Consider the following 16382-nt stretch of genomic DNA (forward strand, 5'->3'; position numbering starts at 1 on the left):
CCTGGTTTTGCCCGATGTTACCACGAAATCGCGCGCCGCAATCCCCGAGAATTGCACCCCCCGCAGGGTGTGCTATGTCGCGCTCAGCAACGGGGGCATCGGATGGATCACTTTCTTTACAAATCAGGGCAACTTCACGCCGAGGACGTGCCCCTGGCCGAAATCGCGGCAAGCGTCGGAACGCCGTTCTACTGTTATTCCGCGGCCACGCTGACCCGGCATTTCCGCCTGTTCGACGAGGCGCTGGCCGGGGTCGATCATCTGGTCTGCTACGCGATGAAGGCCAATTCCAACCTCGCGGTGCTGAAACTTCTGGCCGATCTGGGCGCGGGCATGGATGTGGTGTCGGGCGGGGAATACCGCCGCGCCCGGGCGGCGGGCGTGCCGGGCGAGCGGATCGTGTTTTCCGGCGTCGGCAAGACGCGCGATGAAATGCGCCTGGCGCTGGAAGGCGGCATCCGCCAGTTCAACGTCGAATCCGAACCCGAGATGGAGGCGCTGAACGACGTCGCGCTGGCGCTTGGCACGGTGGCCCCGATCACCGTGCGCGTGAACCCCGATGTCGATGCAAAGACCCACGAAAAGATCGCCACGGGCCGCAAGGAAGACAAGTTCGGCATCCCGATTTCCCGCGCCCGCGAGGTCTACGCCCATGCCGCGCGCCTGCCGGGGCTGAAGGTGATCGGCATCGACGTGCATATCGGCAGCCAGCTGACCGATCTTGCCCCCTTCGAGGCGGCCTATGCCAAGGTGGCCGACCTGACCGCGCAACTGCGCGCCGACGGGCACGAAATCTCGCGGCTCGACCTTGGGGGCGGGCTGGGCATCCCTTATGAGCGGAGCAACGCCGACCCGCCGCTGCCCTCGGATTATGGCGCCATGGTGCAGCGCGTGCTGGGCGATCTGGGCTGCGAGATCGAGATCGAACCGGGCCGCCTGATCGCGGGCAATGCCGGGGTGCTGGTGACCGAGGTGATCTATCTCAAGGAAGGCGAGGAACGCGAATTCCTGATCGTCGATGCGGCCATGAACGATCTGGTCCGCCCTGCCATGTATGGTGCCCACCACGATATCGTCCCGCTGGACGAGGCGGCACCGGGGGCCGAGACGCACCTCTACGACATCGTCGGACCGGTCTGCGAATCCGGCGACACCTTTGCCAAACGCCGCGCCCTTTCCGCCCTTGCGGCAGGCGATCTGATCGCGTTCCGCAGCGCCGGTGCCTATGGTGCGGTCATGGCGTCGGAATACAACTCGCGCCCCCTGATCCCCGAGGTTCTGGTCAGCGGGGATCAATTCGCCGTCATTCGCGCACGGCCCACCTTTGACGAAATGCTGAACCGCGATACCATACCCGAATGGCTCTGACGTGGTTCGCCCGCGTCGGGCGCACCATCCGCGAGGGCCGATGCCGGACACGACACTGACCCACCCTGCCTTTGACAGCCTGCGCCGCCCGCTGGCCCTGACCCGTTTCGGCATGACGGCCGAGCGCGCTACGCGCTGTTTCTGGCCCGTCTGGAGCGTGCTTCTGGCCGTTCTCGGCGCGCTGATGCTGGGGTTGCAGGACATTGTACCGCTTGAGGCGGTCTGGGCCGGCGCGGTGATTTCGGCGCTGGCGCTGCTGTGGTTCCTGTGGCGCGGGCTGCGGGCCTTTCGCATGCCCACCCGGGCCGAAGCGCTGGCGCGGCTTGATTCCACCCTGCCGGGCCGTCCGATCGGCGCGCTGAACGATCAGCAGGCCATCGGCGGCGGCGATCCCGGCTCGCAGGCGGTCTGGCAGGCCCACGTCGCCCGCATGGCCGAACGGGTCAAGGCCGCCCGCGCCGTGCAGCCAAACCTGCGGATCGCGGCGCGCGATCCCTTCGCGTTGCGCTATGCCGCGGTGCTGCTTTTTGCCGTGGCGCTGCTGTTCGGATCGTTCTGGCGCGTGGCGTCAGTGGGCGACATGGCACCGGGGGGCGGGGGAGCCGCGCTGGCTGCCGGGCCGTCCTGGGAAGGCTGGGTCGAACCGCCCGCCTATACCGGCAAGCCCAGCCTTTACCTGGCCGACATCACCGGCGAAACGCTGCGTGTCCCCGAGGGCAGCCGCCTGACCCTGCGCCTTTACGGCGAGGTGGGCGCGCTTTCGGTCGTCGAAGACGTATCGGGCCGTGAACCGGCTACCCCCGCCGAGGGCGGGGAAGACCCCGCCGCCCGTCTGTCGCAGAGTTTCGAGATCACCCGCAGCGGGCGTCTGGAAATCGACGGCCCCGGCGGGCGCGACTGGCAGGTGGTGATGGAGCCCGACATGGCCCCCACCGTCGCCATCTCCGCCCAGGCCGAGCGCAAGGCCGATGGCGAATTGCGCCAGCCCTTCCTGGCCCGCGACGATTATGGCGTGGTGTCGGGCACCGCGAAAATCACGCTCGACATCGAGGCGCTTGACCGCCGCTATGGCCTGGCCCCCGAACCCGACCCGCGCGAGGCGATCACGCTGGACCTGCCGCTGCCCTTCAACGGCGACCGGGCGGATTTCGAAGAGGTGCTGATCGACAACTTCAGCAAGCACCCCTGGGCCAACATGCCGGTGCAGATCACCTTCACGGTCAGGGATGCCCGGGGCCAGACCGGAACCAGTGCGCGGATTCGCGAAAACCTGGGCGGGCTGCGGTTTTTCGATCCGCTGGCCAAGGCGATCATCGAACAGCGGCGCGATCTTCTGTGGTCGCGCGACAACGCGAAACGGGTGGCGCAAGTGCTGCGCGCGGTGTCCTGGTCGCCTCAGGATATCTTCCGCTCGGAAACGCTGTACCTGAAATTGCGCTATGCGATCCGCCGGCTTGAGGCGGGGTTCATGGCAGCCCCCCTAGCCCCCGCCATCCAGGACGAGGTGGCCGAGGCGCTGTGGAGCATTGCCGAGGAACTGGAATACGGCGACATGGCCGATGCGCTGGAACGGCTGCGCCGCGCCCAGGACCGGCTGAGCGAGGCGATGAAGAACGGCGCCAGCGACGATGAAATCGCCGGTCTGATGAAGGAACTGCAAGAGGCCATGCAGGACTATATGCGCCAGCTTGCCGAAAACGCGGACGAGCGTGACCAGCAGCAGGCCCAGGGCGAGATGCAGGAGATCACCGGCGACCAGCTTCAGGAGATGCTGGACCGGATCCAGGACCTGATGGAACAGGGCCGCATGGCCGAGGCGCAGCAGCTTCTGGACCAGCTTCAGCAGATGATGGAGAACATGCAGGTCACCCAGGGCCAGCAGGGCGAGGGGCAGCAGGGCGAAGGCCAGCAGGCCATGGAAGACCTGGGCGAAACCCTGCGCGAACAGCAAGGCCTGTCAGACCAGGCGTTCCGCGATCTTCAAGAACAGTACAACCCCGGCGCCCGGGCCGGCGAAAGCGATGGCAACGAGGGCAAGGGCGGCAACCGTGGCCGCGGTGAAGGCCACGAGGGGCAGGATGGCCAGGGCCAAGGCGACAACCCCGAAGGCGGCCAGGGCCAGGGCGGCGAGCAGAGCCTTGCCGACCGCCAGCATGCCCTGCGCGACGAGTTGAACCGCCAGCAGGGCAACCTGCCCGGGGCGGGCACCCCCGAAGGTGACGCGGCCCGCGAGGCGCTGAAGCGCGCCGAAGAGGCGATGGAGGGCGCCGAAGAGGCCCTGCGCCAAGACGATTATGCCGGGGCGCTGGATCAACAGTCAGACGCCATGGACGCCCTGCGCGAAGGCATCCGCAACCTGGGCGAGGCGATGGCGCAGGAACAGCGTCAGCAGAACGGCCAGGGCCAAGCCAGCACCAGCGGCGACCCGCAGGGCCGCCAGCGCGATCCGCTGGGCCGCGAGGCCGGATCGCAGGGGCAGTTGGGAACCGACGAGAAGCTGCTTCAGGGCGAAGACGTGTACCGCCGGGCCGAGGAACTGCTTGACGAAATTCGCCGCCGCTCGGGCGAACAGGATCGCCCGGAACAGGAACTGGACTATCTGAAACGTCTGCTTGACCGGTTCTGAACGCGCCGTCGGGCGGTGCCGCTCAGCCGTCGGTGCCGATCAGCCCCTGCATGACGCCCACCGCCTGTTGCAGGCCGGCGCGGATCACGTCGAGAACGCCGTCGGCCCAGCCCACATAGCCGGTCAAGGCCGGTGAGAGCGCCGGGACGGCGGCGGCGATCTGCGGTGCGAAAAGATAGATCGCCATGAGCACCGCCATGGTCAGGAACACGGTGAAAAAGCCGAACCGGAACCCCCGGCGGCTTTCTGCGGCCTGTTCCTCTTCCTCAACGGTTTCCGGGCCATGCCGGTCACCCGTGGCGGTGAGGGTCGAGTTGATCTCTTCGATGTCGGGCAGAAGTTCGCGCCGCGACGATCCGGGCGCGGCGGCATCGACGGCGGCTTCCTCGGCCTCCTGCTCGGTCGCCTCTTCCGGGGTGTCGCGCAGGCGGGCCAGCCGGGCCTTTGCCGCGGCGGCGCGCGATTGCGCGCCCTCGGGGTCGGTCAGGCCCAGGTCGGGCTGGGATTCAAGGCCGCCGCGGCCCCCCCGTTCGCGCCGCCGGGCCTCGGCCTCGCGGCGGGCCTCTTCGCGCAGGATGTCGCGCGTGGCCTCGTCCATCTGGCGGGCCTTGGGGGCGGGGGCAGCGGCAGGCGCGCGCGGTTCATCCGGTTCAGGCTCTTCGAAGGCCGGATCGGGAAGGGTGACGCCCATCTCTTCGGCCAGGTCATCCTCGGCCGTGTCGGGGCGCTGAAACCAGGTATGTCCGCAGGACGAACATTGCACATCGCGCCCCTCGTCCGGGATCATCGAGGCGTCCACCTCGTATTCAGCTGCGCAATTCGGACAAATCAGCCGCATTGCGGACCCCTCGATCGTTGAACATGACTTTGTTAACACTTTCATGCGGATGGCGCGAAGATCAAGAGGTGGCGTTGCAATATTGCCCGTGGCGCGTGATATGATTGAAACACCCGACGGTCTGGGGCAGAACATGCCGCAAGGCGCGCTTGGGGCCGGGGATTTGTCGTGATCGAGTTGAATGAGGTCAGCTATAGTTACGGTGGCGATGCGTTGCTGTCGGACATATCGCTGCGCCTGGCGCCGGGGTCGTTCCACTTCCTGACCGGGCCGTCGGGCGCGGGCAAATCCACCCTACTCAAGCTGTGTTACATGGAGCTGATGGCGACCCAGGGCACTGTAACCCTGTTCGGGCGTCCCGCCCACGAGATCGGGCGCGATGGCGTGGCCTCGGTGCGCCGCCGCGTCGGGATCGTGCATCAGGATTGCCAGTTCCTCGACCATCTGCCGCTGCTTGAAAACGTCGCCCTGCCGCTGACCGTATCGGGCCAGAGCACCGAGGCGAACATGGCCGAGATGCAGGAACTTCTGGCCTGGGTCGGGCTGTCGTCGAAGCTGCGCGCCCTGCCGCCGGAACTTTCGGGCGGAGAGCGGCAGCGCGCCGCCTTGGCGCGGGCCGTCGTCATGTCGCCCGATGTCATCCTTGCCGACGAACCCACCGGCAACCTGGATTGGGAGATGTCGCTGCGCCTGCTGACGCTGCTGGTGGAACTGAACCGCATGGGCAAGGCGATCCTGGTGGCCACCCACGATCTGAACCTGATCCGCCAGGCCAAGGCGCAGGTGGCCGCCCGGGTGCTGCGGATCAAGGACCGGCGGTTGCAACTGGCGGGGGCCGACCTGTGATGCGCCTGTCCGAGATCGTGACGATCCTCAAGGGCGATCCGCGCGCCGATCGTGCCGTGCCGCCCACCGGCTATACCGCCCGGCTGACCCTGCTGACGGCGGCGGCCATGGCCTTTCTCGGGGTCTTCGCCCTGGCCCTGTCGCTGGCCACGGGGCGGCTGGCCGATCGCTGGTCCAGCGAACTGGCGCAAAGCTCGACCGTGCGCATCTCGGCCCCCGCCGACCAGATGGCGGCCCAGACCGAGGCCGCGCTGCGGGTGCTGCGCTCGACCAGCGGTGTCGCCTCGGCCCGCCCGCTGGACGCGGCCGAACAGCTTGCCCTGCTGGCGCCCTGGTTCGGGCCGGACCTGCCGGTCGAAACCCTGCCCATTCCGCAGCTGATCGAGGTGATCGAAACCCGCGACGGGTACGACGCCGAGGGCCTGCGCCTGCGCCTGAAGGCGGAAACGCCGGGCGCGGTTCTCGATGACCACACCCGCTGGCGCCGCCCTCTGATCGAGGCGGCGGGCCGGCTGAACGCGCTGGGGCTGTTCAGCCTGCTGCTGATCGGGGCGGTGGTGGTGGCGATGATCACGCTGGCGGCCAACGCGGCGCTTTCGGCCAATGCCCAGGTGATCCGCGTGCTGCGCCTTGTGGGCGCGCGCGATGCCTATATCGCCCGGGCCTTCGTGCGCCGCTTCACCCTGCGCGCGCTGAGCGGGGCGGCCTTTGGCACCGTCCTGGGCATGATCGCCATGGCGCTGCTGCCCCGCGCCGATCCGGCGGGCGGGTTCCTGACCGGGCTGGGGTTTCAGGGGGCAGGGTGGCTGCTGCCGCTGTTCATCCCGCCCCTGGCGGCGGTCATCGCGTTCTGGTCCACCCGGCTGGCCGCCCTGCGTGCATTGAAGGAGATTACCTGATGGCCTACGGCATCCAGTGGCTGCGCTCGCTCGTGTTCAATTTTGCGATGTATCTTGCGATGGCGGTGATCGCGGTGGTCTTCCTGCCCTGGGCGCTGTTCTCGGCGCGGGGCGCCTATGCGGCCTGCCACACCTATTGCCGCTGGGTCCGATGGTCGGCGGCCTGGATGATCGGGCTGAAGACCGAGGTGCGGGGCACGCCCCCCACCGGGCCGGTCCTGGTGGCGGCCAAGCACCAGTCGTTCCTCGATATCCTGATGATCTTCGGGGCGATGCCGCGGGGCCGGTTCATCATGAAGAAGGAACTCGCCTGGGCACCGATCCTGGGCCAATACGCCTGGCGCATCGGCTGCATCTTCGTCGACAGAGGCAAGCGCGGTCAGGCGATCATCAAGATGATGCGCGACGTCGATGCGGGAAATACCACGCCGGGGCAGGTGACGATCTATTCCCAGGGCACGCGCGTGGCTCCGGGGGTGCGGATGCCCTACAAGGCGGGCACGGGCGTCCTGTATCAGCAGTTGGGCCAACCCTGCGTGCCGGTGGCCTGCAACGTGGGCGTCTTCTGGCCCCGCCACGGCGTCTATCGCAAGCCGGGAACGGCAGTGGTCGAATTCCTCGATCCGATCCCGCCGGGACTTCCCAAGGCGCAGTTCATGGCGCAACTGGAAACCGCGGTCGAAACCCGCTCCGACGCCCTGATGGCCGAGGCGGGGTTCACCATGCCGCGTATCGACAAGGCTTAGGGGCGTCACTTGCCGCCAGGGCCAAGGCGGCGCAAGGCAAGGGTCAGCAAAGATGACATACGAACCGATCACCGACCTCGCGACGCTTGAGTCGCTTTACGGCGCACCGGCCGAGGCTTCGATCCGCAAGGTGGCCGGGGCGCTGAACGACGAATACCGCCGCTGGATCATGGCCTCGCGCTTCTGCATCCTGTCCACCGTCGGGCCCGAGGGCACCGATGCCTCGCCCCGGGGGGATGACGGCCCCGTGGTGCGGGAACTGGATGCGCAGCGGCTGGCCCTGCCCGACTGGCGGGGCAACAACCGGATCGACACCCTGCGCAACATCCTGCGCGATCCGCGCGTGTCGCTGCTGTTCATGGTGCCGGGATCGGGCAACGTGGTGCGGGTGAACGGGCGCGCCATCGTCACCGCCGATGCGGACCTGTGCCAAAGCTTCGAACGCAACGGGAAACGGCCGCGCAGCGTCGCGGTGATCACGATCTCCGAGGTTTACTTCCAATGCGCCCGCGCCATCCTGCGCTCGGGTCTCTGGCAGGGGCGCGACGACAGCGCGGATCTGCCGACAGCGGGCCAGATGCTGGCCGCGCTTACCCAGGGCCAGGTCGGCGGCAAGGGCTACGATTCCGAATGGGCCGGGCGCGCCGCCGAAACCATGTGGTAGCCCGCGAAAGCACCGCCTGTCATCTTTGGTCGGAAAATATCCTCGGGGGGAGTCGCGCAGCGACGGGGGGCAGACAGCCCCCCTTCTTTTCCGGCAATCAGGCCGGCCTCAGGCCGCGAGGCCCTTGGCGCCCATCCCGAGGAACTTCTTGCGCCGGTGGGCGATCACATCTGCGCGTGACATGCCGTCCATCTCCGTCAGCATCTCCTCGACCGCCTTGCCCACATTGGCCACGGCACTGGCCGAATCGCGCTGGGCGCCGCCCAGGGGTTCGGTGATGATCCGGTCGATGACGCCCAGCTTCTTGAGGTCCTGGGCGGTGAGGCGCAGGGCCTCGGCGGCTTCGCGCATCTTCTCGGCGTCCTTCCAGAGGATCGAGGCACAGCCCTCGGGCGAGATCACAGAATAGATCGAGTGTTCCAGCATCGCCAGCTTCGAGGCGGTGGCAAAGGCGACGGCGCCGCCCGATCCGCCTTCGCCGATGATGACCGAAATCAGCGGCACGCCCAGCTCAAGGCACTTCTGGGTGCTGCGGGCGATGGCCTCGGACTGGCCGCGCTCTTCCGCGCCCTTGCCGGGATAGGCGCCGGGGGTGTCCACCAGGGTAACCACGGGCATGTTGAAGCGGTCGGCCAGGTCCATGAGGCGGATCGCCTTGCGATAGCCTTCGGGGCGGGCCATGCCGAAGTTGCGTTCGATCCGGGTTTTGGTGTCATGGCCCTTTTCATGGCCGATCACCATCACCGGGCGGTCGTTCAGCCGCCCGATGCCACCCATCACGGCGTGATCGTCGGCAAAGTTCCGGTCACCGGCAAGCGGGGTGTATTCGGTGAACAGGGCCTGGATGTAATCCTTGCAATGCGGGCGCGAGGGGTGGCGCGCCACCTGGCACTTCGCCCAGGGCGAGAGCGACTTGTAGAGATCGGCCAGCATCTCGGCGGCCTTCTTGTCCAGCGCCGCGGCTTCCTTCTCGACATCCATATCCTCGTTCGCGCGTCCCATGGCGCGCAGTTCCTCGGCCTTGCCTTCGATGGCCGAAAGCGGTTTTTCGAACTCGAGATATGTTGTCATCGGATGCTCCTGCTGCGGTCGCGAGAATGTGGTGTATATGACGATGCACGCCGGGCAATGCAACTCGGCAAGATCCCTGTGGTCCTGTCATGTCCACATGCACCTGATCTGCCGGGACCTGGCGGAGCGCCTTCGGCGCACACGATGTTTGCGCCCTTCGGGCGGCTGGCGCGCCCGGCAGGTTTTGCGTGCCCCTGCCAGCCTGGCACGGTCGGCGGGTTCGGGAGCCTCCGGCGGGAGTATTTCGGGCAAGAAAGAGGGGTCAGGTGGCGATCATCTCGGACTGGCGCACGATCACTTCGGCCTGGCGGACCGAGGCAAGATCGACGAGGCGGCCCTTGTAGACCGCCGCGCCCTGGCCGTCGCGCTTGGCCTGTTCCATGGCGGCGAGGATGTCGCGCGCCTCTTGCACCGCCTCGGGCGAGGGGGTGAAGACGGCATTGGCCAGCGCCACCTGCTTTGGGTGGATCGCCCATTTGCCCACCATCCCGAGGGTGGCCGAGCGCAGGGCCTGGGCGCGAAAGCCTTCGTCGTCGGAGAAGTCGCCGAAGGGGCCATCCACCGGCAGCACGCCATGGGTGCGGCAGGCGGCGACGATGGCCGTCTGTGCCCAATGCCAGGGATCGGACCAGTATTTCCGCCCCTCGTGGTGCATGTAGTAGTGTTCCTGCGTCCCGCCGATGCCCGTGGTCTGCATGCCCATGGAGGCGGCGAAATCGGCGGCGCCCAGGCTCATGGCCTGGAGGCGGGGCGAGCTGGCGGCGATCTCTTCGACATGGGCGATGCCGGCTGCGGTTTCGATGATGACCTCGAGCGCGAGGGGTTTGGTGCGCCCCTTCGCGGCTTCGACGGCGGTCACCAGGGCGTCGACGGCATAGACATCGGCGGCGCAACCGACCTTGGGGATCATGATCTGGTCAAGGCGCGGGCCAGCCTGTTCCAGCACCTCGATCACGTCGCGATACCACCAGGGCGTGTCCAGCCCGTTGATGCGCAGGCTGAGGTGCTTGTTTCCCCAGTCGATATCGTTGATCGCCTGGATGATGTTGGCGCGCGCCTTCTGCTTGTCGTCGGGGGCGACGGAATCTTCCAGGTCGAGGTTTATGATATCGGCATCGCTGGCCGCCATCTTTTCGAAGATCGCCGGACGCGAGCCGGGGCCGAACAGCTGACAGCGGTTCGGGCGGGCGGGGGCGGGGGGTTGCACGCGGAACGACATTGGAGCCTCGCAATAATAGTTCTTTTGGCGGTTGGTTTTTGGTATGATATTGCCATGAGCCTTGCAAGCCGTTGCGGCGGGTCGCTTTCGGGCTGCACGAAGGTTCGACGCAGGTATCTTGCGTGAAATGGCTTGGGGATCGAAGGATCTTCATGAATGGCCGCGATCAGCGCCGAGACAGGAAGCCTCTTTCACTGAAACGCGCTATGCTGTCCCGAACCTAAGAGGATGACCACCATGATCCAGACCCCCTATCTTCTTTTTCTCGGTGACGCGCCCGATGCCCTTGCGGCCAAGGTGGCCCAGGGCATTCGCGACTGGAACCCCGATGTGGCCCTGGGCCAGTTGCGCCTGCCCGGCTGTGGCGCCGACATGGGCCTGCCCGACATGACCCTGGCCGAAGCGAAGGCCGCCGGGGTGAAGACCCTGGTGATCGGTGTGGCCAACCGGGGCGGGGTGATTTCGGACAAGTGGAAGGCCGTTCTGATCGAGGCCATCAAGATGGGTTTCGATCTGGCTGCGGGCCTGCACAACCTGCTGCGCAACGAGAACGATCTGATCGCGGCCGCGCGGATGTACAATTCCACCCTGCATGACGTGCGCATTCCCACCGTCGCCTATCCCATTGCCAACGGCAAGAAGCGGACCGGCAAGCGCTGCCTGGCCATCGGCACCGACTGTTCGGTGGGCAAGATGTACACGGGCATGGCGATGGATGCCGAGATGCGCGGGCGGGGCATGAAATCGACCTTCCGCCCCACCGGGCAGACCGGCATCCTGATCACCGGGGGCGGTGTGCCTCTGGATGCGGTGATCGCCGATTTCATGGCGGGGGCCGTGGAATATCTGACGCCCGACAACGACCCGGACCACTGGGACCATATCGAGGGGCAGGGGAGCCTGTTCCACGTCTCCTATTCCGGCGTGACGCTGGCGCTGATCCACGGCGGGCAGCCCGATGCCATGGTGCTGTGCCACGAACCGACGCGCACCCACATGCGTGGCCTGCCCGACTATGGCCTGCCCTCGCTTGAGCAATTGCGCGACACCGCGCTGCCGCTTGCGCGGATCGCCAATCCGGCGGCGCAGGTTGTGGGCGTGTCGATGAACACCAAGGCCTTGGGCGAGGATGAGGCGCGCCGCCTGATCGCAGAGACCGAGACACGCATGGGCCTGCCCTGCACCGACCCCTACCGTTTCGGCACGGCCAATCTGGTCGATGCGCTGCAGGCGCTGTAGGCTTACCGCCAAAGGAGTATCCCGATGCAGCGCAGCGTGACCACCGACACCTTCCGCCTGGCCGAGGCTTTCACCATCTCGCGCGGTTCGCGCACCGAGGCGCGGGTGCTGACCGTGCGGCTTGAGGATGGCAGCAGCCGCGGCTGGGGCGAATGCGTGCCCTATGCCCGCTATGGCGAAACGCCCGAAAGCGTCACCGCCCAGATCGACGCGCTGCCCGCCGACATCACCCGCGCCCGGTTGCAGGAGGTGATGGAGCCGGGGGCGGGGCGCAACGCGGTGGATTGCGCGCTGTGGGATCTTGCCGCCAAGCAGGCGGGCAAGCGGGTGTGGGAGCTGGCCGGACTGGCGGCGCCCGGCCCCGAGATCACGGCCTTCACCCTGTCGCTGGACACGCCCGAGAAGATGCGCGCGGCGGCGGCACGTCACGCGCATCGCCCGCTTCTGAAGATCAAGCTGGGCACCCCCGACGACATGGTGCGGCTTGAGGCGGTGCGGGCCGGGGCGCCCGATGCGGCGATCATCGTCGATGCGAACGAAGGCTGGAGCGCCGATGTCTATACCGACCTTGCGCCGCACCTGGTGCGCATGGGCGTGAAGCTGGTGGAACAGCCGCTGCCCGCCGGAGAAGACGGGATGCTGGGTGAAATCGCCCGCCCGCTGCCGGTCTGCGCCGATGAATCCTGCCATGACCGTGGCTCGCTTGCCGATCTGGCGGGCAAATACGATGTCATCAACATCAAGCTGGACAAGACCGGCGGGCTGACCGAGGCGCTGGCCCTGCGCGATGCCGCCCGCAGCGCCGGTTTCGGCGTGATGGTGGGCTGCATGGTGGGCACATCGCTGGCCATGGCGCCGGCGGTGCTGCTGGCGCAGGGGGCCGCCTTTACCGATCTCGATGGCCCGCTGTTGCTGGCCGAAGATCGGGAGACCCCCCTGCGCTTTGATGCCGCCGGGGTGCATCCGCCGGACGCGGCGCTCTGGGGCTGAGCCTCACGGCAAGGTGACTCCCGCTTTCGGGGGCTTTCCGACAGGGTGGGGCAAACCACAGCGGAGCCGTGCCATGCGCCTGATGATTGCCCTTCTCATGATGGTGGCCGCCGGCCCCGCTCTGGCCTGCGGGCCCGACAGCGATTGCAAGGTGGGAGAGCGGACCTATCGGCTTTATGTGCCCGCAGACGCCGGGCAACCGATGGGCGCGCTGTTTTATGCCCACGGCTATCGGGGCAGTGCGGCCGGGGCCATGCGCAACAAGGCCCTGAGGCGGCTGGCGGATGATCTGGGCATGGCGCTGGTGGCGCTCAAGTCGAGGGGCGACGACTGGAACCTGGCCCACCGCCCCAGCGCCCCGCAGCAGGGCGAGGCGGCGGAATTCGCCTATGTCGCGGCGGTGCTGCGGGATCTGGCCAGCCACATGCACCTCGACAGCACGAAACTGGTCTTCAGCGGGTTTTCGGCCGGTGGCATGATGACCTGGACCATGGCCTGCGGCATGTCCGAGAGCTTTGCCGGCTTCGTGCCGATGTCGGGCACCTTCTGGGCGCCGGTGCCGCAATCCTGCCCGACGCCAGCGGCGAACCTTGTACATCTTCACGGCACGCAGGACGGCACGGTGCCGCTGACGGGGCGCACCATTGGCCCGGCAAGGCAGGGCGACGTGCACAGGGCCCTCGCGATGTATGCCGCACATGGCAATTTCACCGAAACGGCCCAGGGCGTGCCCGCGCCGGACGGGATGCGCTGCACGCAATCGCGCAACCCGGGCGGCAAGCTGCTGGAGTTCTGCACCTTCGACGGCGGCCACGGCTTTTCGACGCGCCGCCTGCGCCACGGGGTCGAGAGGGTGCTTGGCGGGTCTTGACAGGCAGGCCCGCGCGCCGCACTCCGTCAGGCAGATATCGCAAGGAGAGCTCCGATGACCCGTACCGTCTATCTCAATGGTCAATACCTGCCCGAGGACGAGGCGAAGGTTTCGATCTTCGACCGCGGGTTTCTCTTTGCCGATGGCGTTTACGAGGTCACCTCGGTTCTGGACGGCAAGCTGATCGATTTCGACGGCCACGCCACCCGTCTTGCCCGGTCGCTGGGCGAACTTGAGATGGGCAATCCGATCAGCAAGGAAGACCTGCTTGAGGTGCATCGCGAACTGGTGCGCCGCAACGACATCGGCGACGGTCTGATCTATCTTCAGATCACCCGCGGCGCCGCCGACCGCGATTTCGCCTACCCCGCCGAGGATACGCCGCAAACCATCGTGCTTTTCACCCAGTCCAAGCCGGGCCTGGCCGAGAACCCGATGGCAACCACGGGCATGAAGGTGATCAGCATCGAGGATCAGCGCTGGGGGCGGCGCGACATCAAGACGGTGCAACTGCTCTACCCCTCGATGGGCAAGATGATGGCCAAGGCCGCCGGTGCCCATGACGCCTGGATGGTCGAGGACGGCAAGATCACCGAAGGCACCAGCAACAACGCCTATATCGTCAAGAACGGCAAGATCATCACCCGCAACCTGGGCACCGAGATCCTGCATGGCATCACCCGTGCCGCCGTGCTGCGGTTCGCCCGCGAGGCGCAGATGGAGGTCGAGGAGCGCGCCTTCACCCTGGACGAGGCCAAGGCCGCCGACGAGGCCTTCATCACCTCGGCCTCGAGTTTCGTGATGCCGGTGGTCGAGATCGACGGCGCGCCCGTGGGCGATGGCAAGGTCGGCCGCGTCGCCCCCCGCCTGCGCGAAATCTACCTGGACGAAAGCCGCAAGGCCGCCGTCTAGGCGTGCCTTCGAAGCCCCGGCGCGTGCCCGGGCCGTCGGATTTTTGAGTATTTGCCGGCAAGAAAGAGGCGGCGCAGGTTTCCCCCAGCGCCGCCCCTCTCTTTCTTGCCGACAAATACTCATGCCGCAGGCACGCCGCGCAGCGGCGTTTCCTTATTGGTGCGTCTTGGCGAAGGCGGCCTTCTGTTCGGCTGTCGCCTCGGTCTGGTGCTTTTCCTTCCAGGTATCGTAGGGCATGCCATAGAAGGCCTCGCGCGCTTCTTCCTTGCCCATCTCGATACCGCGTTCGTTGGCGGCCTCCTGGTACCAGCGGCTGAGGCAGTTGCGGCAGAACCCGGCAAGATTCATCATGTCGATGTTCTGGGCATCGGTGCGTTCTGCCAGGTGATCGCGCAGGCGGCGAAAGGCGGCGGCCTGAAGTTCGATTTCGGTGTCGCGGTCCATGTCATCCTCCAATGGTTGATGCGAGGGTGGGATCGCGCGCCGCTTTCGTCAAGCGCTGGCCTTCATCCATTCTTCGGGGATTTCGGGCATGGATGGTCCGGCATGCCGGCGCCAGTTGTACCGCTAACATTTTTGCGCCATAACCGCCGCGACCCGTCACAACGATGACCCGCATGAAGGAAAAGGCCCACATGAGACGCCTTCGCAACGTCAAGATCGTCGCCACGCTCGGCCCCGCATCCAATGATTACGAGACGATCCGCGCCCTGTTCGAGGCTGGCGCCGACGTGTTCCGCCTGAACATGAGCCATGGCGACCACAGCGAGATCGCTGCCCGCCATGCCATCATCCGGCGAATCGAATCCGACCTTGGCCGCCCGATCGCCATTCTGGCCGATCTTCAGGGGCCGAAGCTGCGCGTCGGCGTCTTTGCCAATGGCGAAGAGGATCTGGCCGTCGGGCAGGATTTCCGCCTTGACCTTGACAAGGCGGATGGCGACGCAACCCGCGTCTGCCTGCCCCATCCCGAGATTTTCGCGGCGCTTGAGCCCGGGGCGACCCTTTTGGTCAATGACGGCAAGATCCGTCTGCGGGTCAAGGAATGCGGCAAGGACCATGCCGATTGCGAAGTGACGGTGGGGGGCGTGATCTCGAACCGCAAGGGCGTGAACGTGCCCGACGTGGTTCTGCCCCTTGCCGCGCTTTCCAAGAAGGACCGCAAGGATCTGGATTTCGTCTGTGACCTGGGGGTCGACTGGCTTGCCCTGTCGTTTGTCCAGCGGCCCGAGGATGTGGCCGAGGCGCGCGATCTGGCCTATGGCCGCGCCGCGATCCTCAGCAAGATCGAGAAGCCCTCGGCGGTGAAGAACTTTGACGCGATCCTTGCAGCATCCGACGGCATCATGGTGGCCCGGGGCGATCTTGGCGTCGAACTGCCGGTGCAGAACGTGCCGCCGATCCAGAAGCGCCTGGTGCGCAAGTGCCGCGCGGCCGCCAAGCCGGTGATCGTGGCCACCCAGATGCTGGAATCCATGATCGAATCGCCCATGCCCACCCGGGCCGAGGTGTCGGACGTGGCCGCCGCGATCTACGAGGGCGCCGATGCGGTCATGCTCTCGGCCGAATCGGCGGCGGGCAGCTTCCCGATCGAGGCGGTGACGACTATGAACGCCGTCGCCATCGAGGTGGAAAGCGACCTGACCTACCGCGAGGTGATCGAGGCAAGCCGGGGCGGGCGCAAGGAAACCGTGGCCGATGCCATCGTATCGGCGGCGCGCGAAATCGCGGAAACCACCGAGATCAAGGCGATCTGCTGTTTCTCGCAGTCGGGCACGACAGCCAGCCTTGTCGCGCGCGAACGCCCGCGTGTGCCGATCCTGGCCATGACCCACGTGGAAGGCACCGCGCGCCGGCTGTGCCTGACCTGGGGGCTGCATTGCGTGATGGTGCGGGCGGTCGACCGGTTCAAGGGCGCGGTCGTCGCCTCGGCCCGGGCCGCGCTGGCCGAAGGCTTCGCCACCCGCGAAGACCTGATCGTCGTGACGGCCGGTGTGCCCTTCAACATGCCCGGCACCACCAACATCCTGCGGGTCGCCCCCTGCGAAGAAAGGTTGATTTTCGCGGGAGATCCCGAATAACATCGGCCATCC

At 66.8% G+C, this 16382-nt stretch carries 15 protein-coding genes; 11 read left to right on the top strand and 4 right to left on the bottom strand.

What is annotated here, in order from left to right; genetic code table 11:
• Window positions 1–102 precede the first annotated feature (102 nt).
• Both lysA and H7828_RS15840 read left to right on the top strand, forming a co-directional pair.
• Window positions 103–1368 (top strand): diaminopimelate decarboxylase, encoded by a 1266-nt coding sequence (gene lysA, locus H7828_RS15835; protein ID WP_226782031.1) that lies wholly within the window; start codon window positions 103–105, stop codon window positions 1366–1368.
• Between the two features lie 40 nt (window positions 1369–1408).
• Entirely contained in the window at window positions 1409–3994 is a 2586-nt protein-coding gene (locus H7828_RS15840; RefSeq protein ID WP_226782032.1) for a TIGR02302 family protein, read from the top strand.
• A 22-nt stretch (window positions 3995–4016) separates the two neighbouring features.
• Here the strand turns inward: H7828_RS15840 and H7828_RS15845 are convergent, their stop codons facing one another.
• Window positions 4017–4832 (bottom strand): zinc-ribbon domain-containing protein, encoded by an 816-nt coding sequence (locus tag H7828_RS15845; protein WP_226782033.1) that lies wholly within the window; start codon window positions 4830–4832, stop codon window positions 4017–4019.
• A gap of 168 nt (window positions 4833–5000) precedes the next feature.
• Between H7828_RS15845 and H7828_RS15850 the strand changes: the two genes are divergently transcribed.
• Genes H7828_RS15850 through H7828_RS15865 form a run of 4 tightly spaced genes read left to right on the top strand, consistent with a single transcriptional unit; the run spans window position 5001 to window position 7987 of the window.
• Window positions 5001–5678: a cell division ATP-binding protein FtsE gene (locus H7828_RS15850; RefSeq protein WP_226782034.1), complete on the top strand. Its 678-nt coding sequence runs from the start codon at window positions 5001–5003 to the stop codon at window positions 5676–5678.
• Window positions 5678–6577: a cell division protein FtsX gene (locus tag H7828_RS15855; protein ID WP_226782210.1), complete on the top strand. Its 900-nt coding sequence runs from the start codon at window positions 5678–5680 to the stop codon at window positions 6575–6577. Before H7828_RS15850 ends, H7828_RS15855 begins: the two co-directional genes overlap by 1 nt.
• Window positions 6577–7323 carry a lysophospholipid acyltransferase family protein gene (locus tag H7828_RS15860; protein WP_226782035.1) on the top strand — a complete coding sequence of 249 codons (747 nt, stop codon included), beginning with the start codon at window positions 6577–6579 and terminating at the stop codon, window positions 7321–7323. The genes H7828_RS15855 and H7828_RS15860 overlap by 1 nt, the downstream gene beginning before the upstream one ends.
• A gap of 52 nt (window positions 7324–7375) precedes the next feature.
• A complete protein-coding gene (locus tag H7828_RS15865) occupies window positions 7376–7987 on the top strand; it encodes a pyridoxamine 5'-phosphate oxidase family protein (RefSeq protein WP_226782036.1) in 612 nt (203 codons plus the stop codon).
• Between the two features lie 108 nt (window positions 7988–8095).
• Here H7828_RS15865 and H7828_RS15870 read toward each other — a convergent pair whose 3' ends face one another.
• Window positions 8096–9058, bottom strand: a complete 963-nt coding sequence (locus tag H7828_RS15870; protein ID WP_226782037.1) for an acetyl-CoA carboxylase carboxyltransferase subunit alpha — start codon at window positions 9056–9058, stop codon at window positions 8096–8098.
• Window positions 9059–9320: 262 nt separating this feature from the next.
• Window positions 9321–10277, bottom strand: coding sequence for an L-malyl-CoA/beta-methylmalyl-CoA lyase (locus tag H7828_RS15875; RefSeq protein ID WP_226782038.1), 957 nt, complete (start codon window positions 10275–10277; stop codon window positions 9321–9323).
• 237 nt (window positions 10278–10514) lie between these two features.
• Between H7828_RS15875 and dgcN the strand changes: the two genes are divergently transcribed.
• The 4 genes from dgcN (at window position 10515) to H7828_RS15895 (ending at window position 14289) form a co-directional block, all read left to right on the top strand.
• A complete protein-coding gene (gene dgcN / locus H7828_RS15880; protein WP_226782039.1) occupies window positions 10515–11516 on the top strand; it encodes an N-acetyltransferase DgcN in 1002 nt (333 codons plus the stop codon).
• Window positions 11517–11540: 24 nt separating this feature from the next.
• On the top strand, window positions 11541–12506 hold the full coding sequence (gene dgcA, locus H7828_RS15885; protein WP_226782040.1) for an N-acetyl-D-Glu racemase DgcA: 966 nt from the start codon (window positions 11541–11543) through the stop codon (window positions 12504–12506).
• A 73-nt stretch (window positions 12507–12579) separates the two neighbouring features.
• Window positions 12580–13377: a CE1 family esterase gene (locus tag H7828_RS15890; protein ID WP_226782041.1), complete on the top strand. Its 798-nt coding sequence runs from the start codon at window positions 12580–12582 to the stop codon at window positions 13375–13377.
• 54 nt (window positions 13378–13431) lie between these two features.
• On the top strand, window positions 13432–14289 hold the full coding sequence (locus H7828_RS15895) for a D-amino-acid transaminase (protein WP_226782042.1): 858 nt from the start codon (window positions 13432–13434) through the stop codon (window positions 14287–14289).
• 153 nt (window positions 14290–14442) lie between these two features.
• Here the strand turns inward: H7828_RS15895 and H7828_RS15900 are convergent, their stop codons facing one another.
• Window positions 14443–14733, bottom strand: coding sequence for a DUF1244 domain-containing protein (locus H7828_RS15900; protein ID WP_226782043.1), 291 nt, complete (start codon window positions 14731–14733; stop codon window positions 14443–14445).
• Window positions 14734–14924: 191 nt separating this feature from the next.
• On the opposite strand from H7828_RS15900, the gene pyk reads away from it, so the two are divergent.
• Window positions 14925–16370, top strand: a complete 1446-nt coding sequence (gene pyk, locus H7828_RS15905; protein WP_226782044.1) for a pyruvate kinase — start codon at window positions 14925–14927, stop codon at window positions 16368–16370.
• Window positions 16371–16382: the final 12 nt, after the last annotated feature.

Origin of the sequence: Oceaniglobus trochenteri (genome assembly GCF_020529025.1) — a bacterium.
Lineage (GTDB): Bacteria > Pseudomonadota > Alphaproteobacteria > Rhodobacterales > Rhodobacteraceae > Oceaniglobus > Oceaniglobus trochenteri.

Excerpts from the sequence above, each read along its gene's own strand:
- pyk (WP_226782044.1), top strand. The coding sequence starts at position 14,925 with ATGAGACGCCTTCGCAACGTCAAGATCGTCGCCACGCTCGGCCCCGCA.
- lysA (WP_226782031.1), top strand. The coding sequence starts at position 103 with ATGGATCACTTTCTTTACAAATCAGGGCAACTTCACGCCGAGGACGTG.
- H7828_RS15900 (WP_226782043.1), bottom strand. The coding sequence starts at position 14,733 with ATGGACCGCGACACCGAAATCGAACTTCAGGCCGCCGCCTTTCGCCGC.
- H7828_RS15865 (WP_226782036.1), top strand. The coding sequence starts at position 7,376 with ATGACATACGAACCGATCACCGACCTCGCGACGCTTGAGTCGCTTTAC.
- dgcA (WP_226782040.1), top strand. The coding sequence starts at position 11,541 with ATGCAGCGCAGCGTGACCACCGACACCTTCCGCCTGGCCGAGGCTTTC.
- dgcN (WP_226782039.1), top strand. The coding sequence starts at position 10,515 with ATGATCCAGACCCCCTATCTTCTTTTTCTCGGTGACGCGCCCGATGCC.
- H7828_RS15860 (WP_226782035.1), top strand. The coding sequence starts at position 6,577 with ATGGCCTACGGCATCCAGTGGCTGCGCTCGCTCGTGTTCAATTTTGCG.
- H7828_RS15845 (WP_226782033.1), bottom strand. The coding sequence starts at position 4,832 with ATGCGGCTGATTTGTCCGAATTGCGCAGCTGAATACGAGGTGGACGCC.
- H7828_RS15870 (WP_226782037.1), bottom strand. The coding sequence starts at position 9,058 with ATGACAACATATCTCGAGTTCGAAAAACCGCTTTCGGCCATCGAAGGC.
- H7828_RS15895 (WP_226782042.1), top strand. The coding sequence starts at position 13,432 with ATGACCCGTACCGTCTATCTCAATGGTCAATACCTGCCCGAGGACGAG.
- H7828_RS15840 (WP_226782032.1), top strand. The coding sequence starts at position 1,409 with ATGCCGGACACGACACTGACCCACCCTGCCTTTGACAGCCTGCGCCGC.
- H7828_RS15890 (WP_226782041.1), top strand. The coding sequence starts at position 12,580 with ATGCGCCTGATGATTGCCCTTCTCATGATGGTGGCCGCCGGCCCCGCT.
- H7828_RS15855 (WP_226782210.1), top strand. The coding sequence starts at position 5,678 with ATGCGCCTGTCCGAGATCGTGACGATCCTCAAGGGCGATCCGCGCGCC.
- H7828_RS15875 (WP_226782038.1), bottom strand. The coding sequence starts at position 10,277 with ATGTCGTTCCGCGTGCAACCCCCCGCCCCCGCCCGCCCGAACCGCTGT.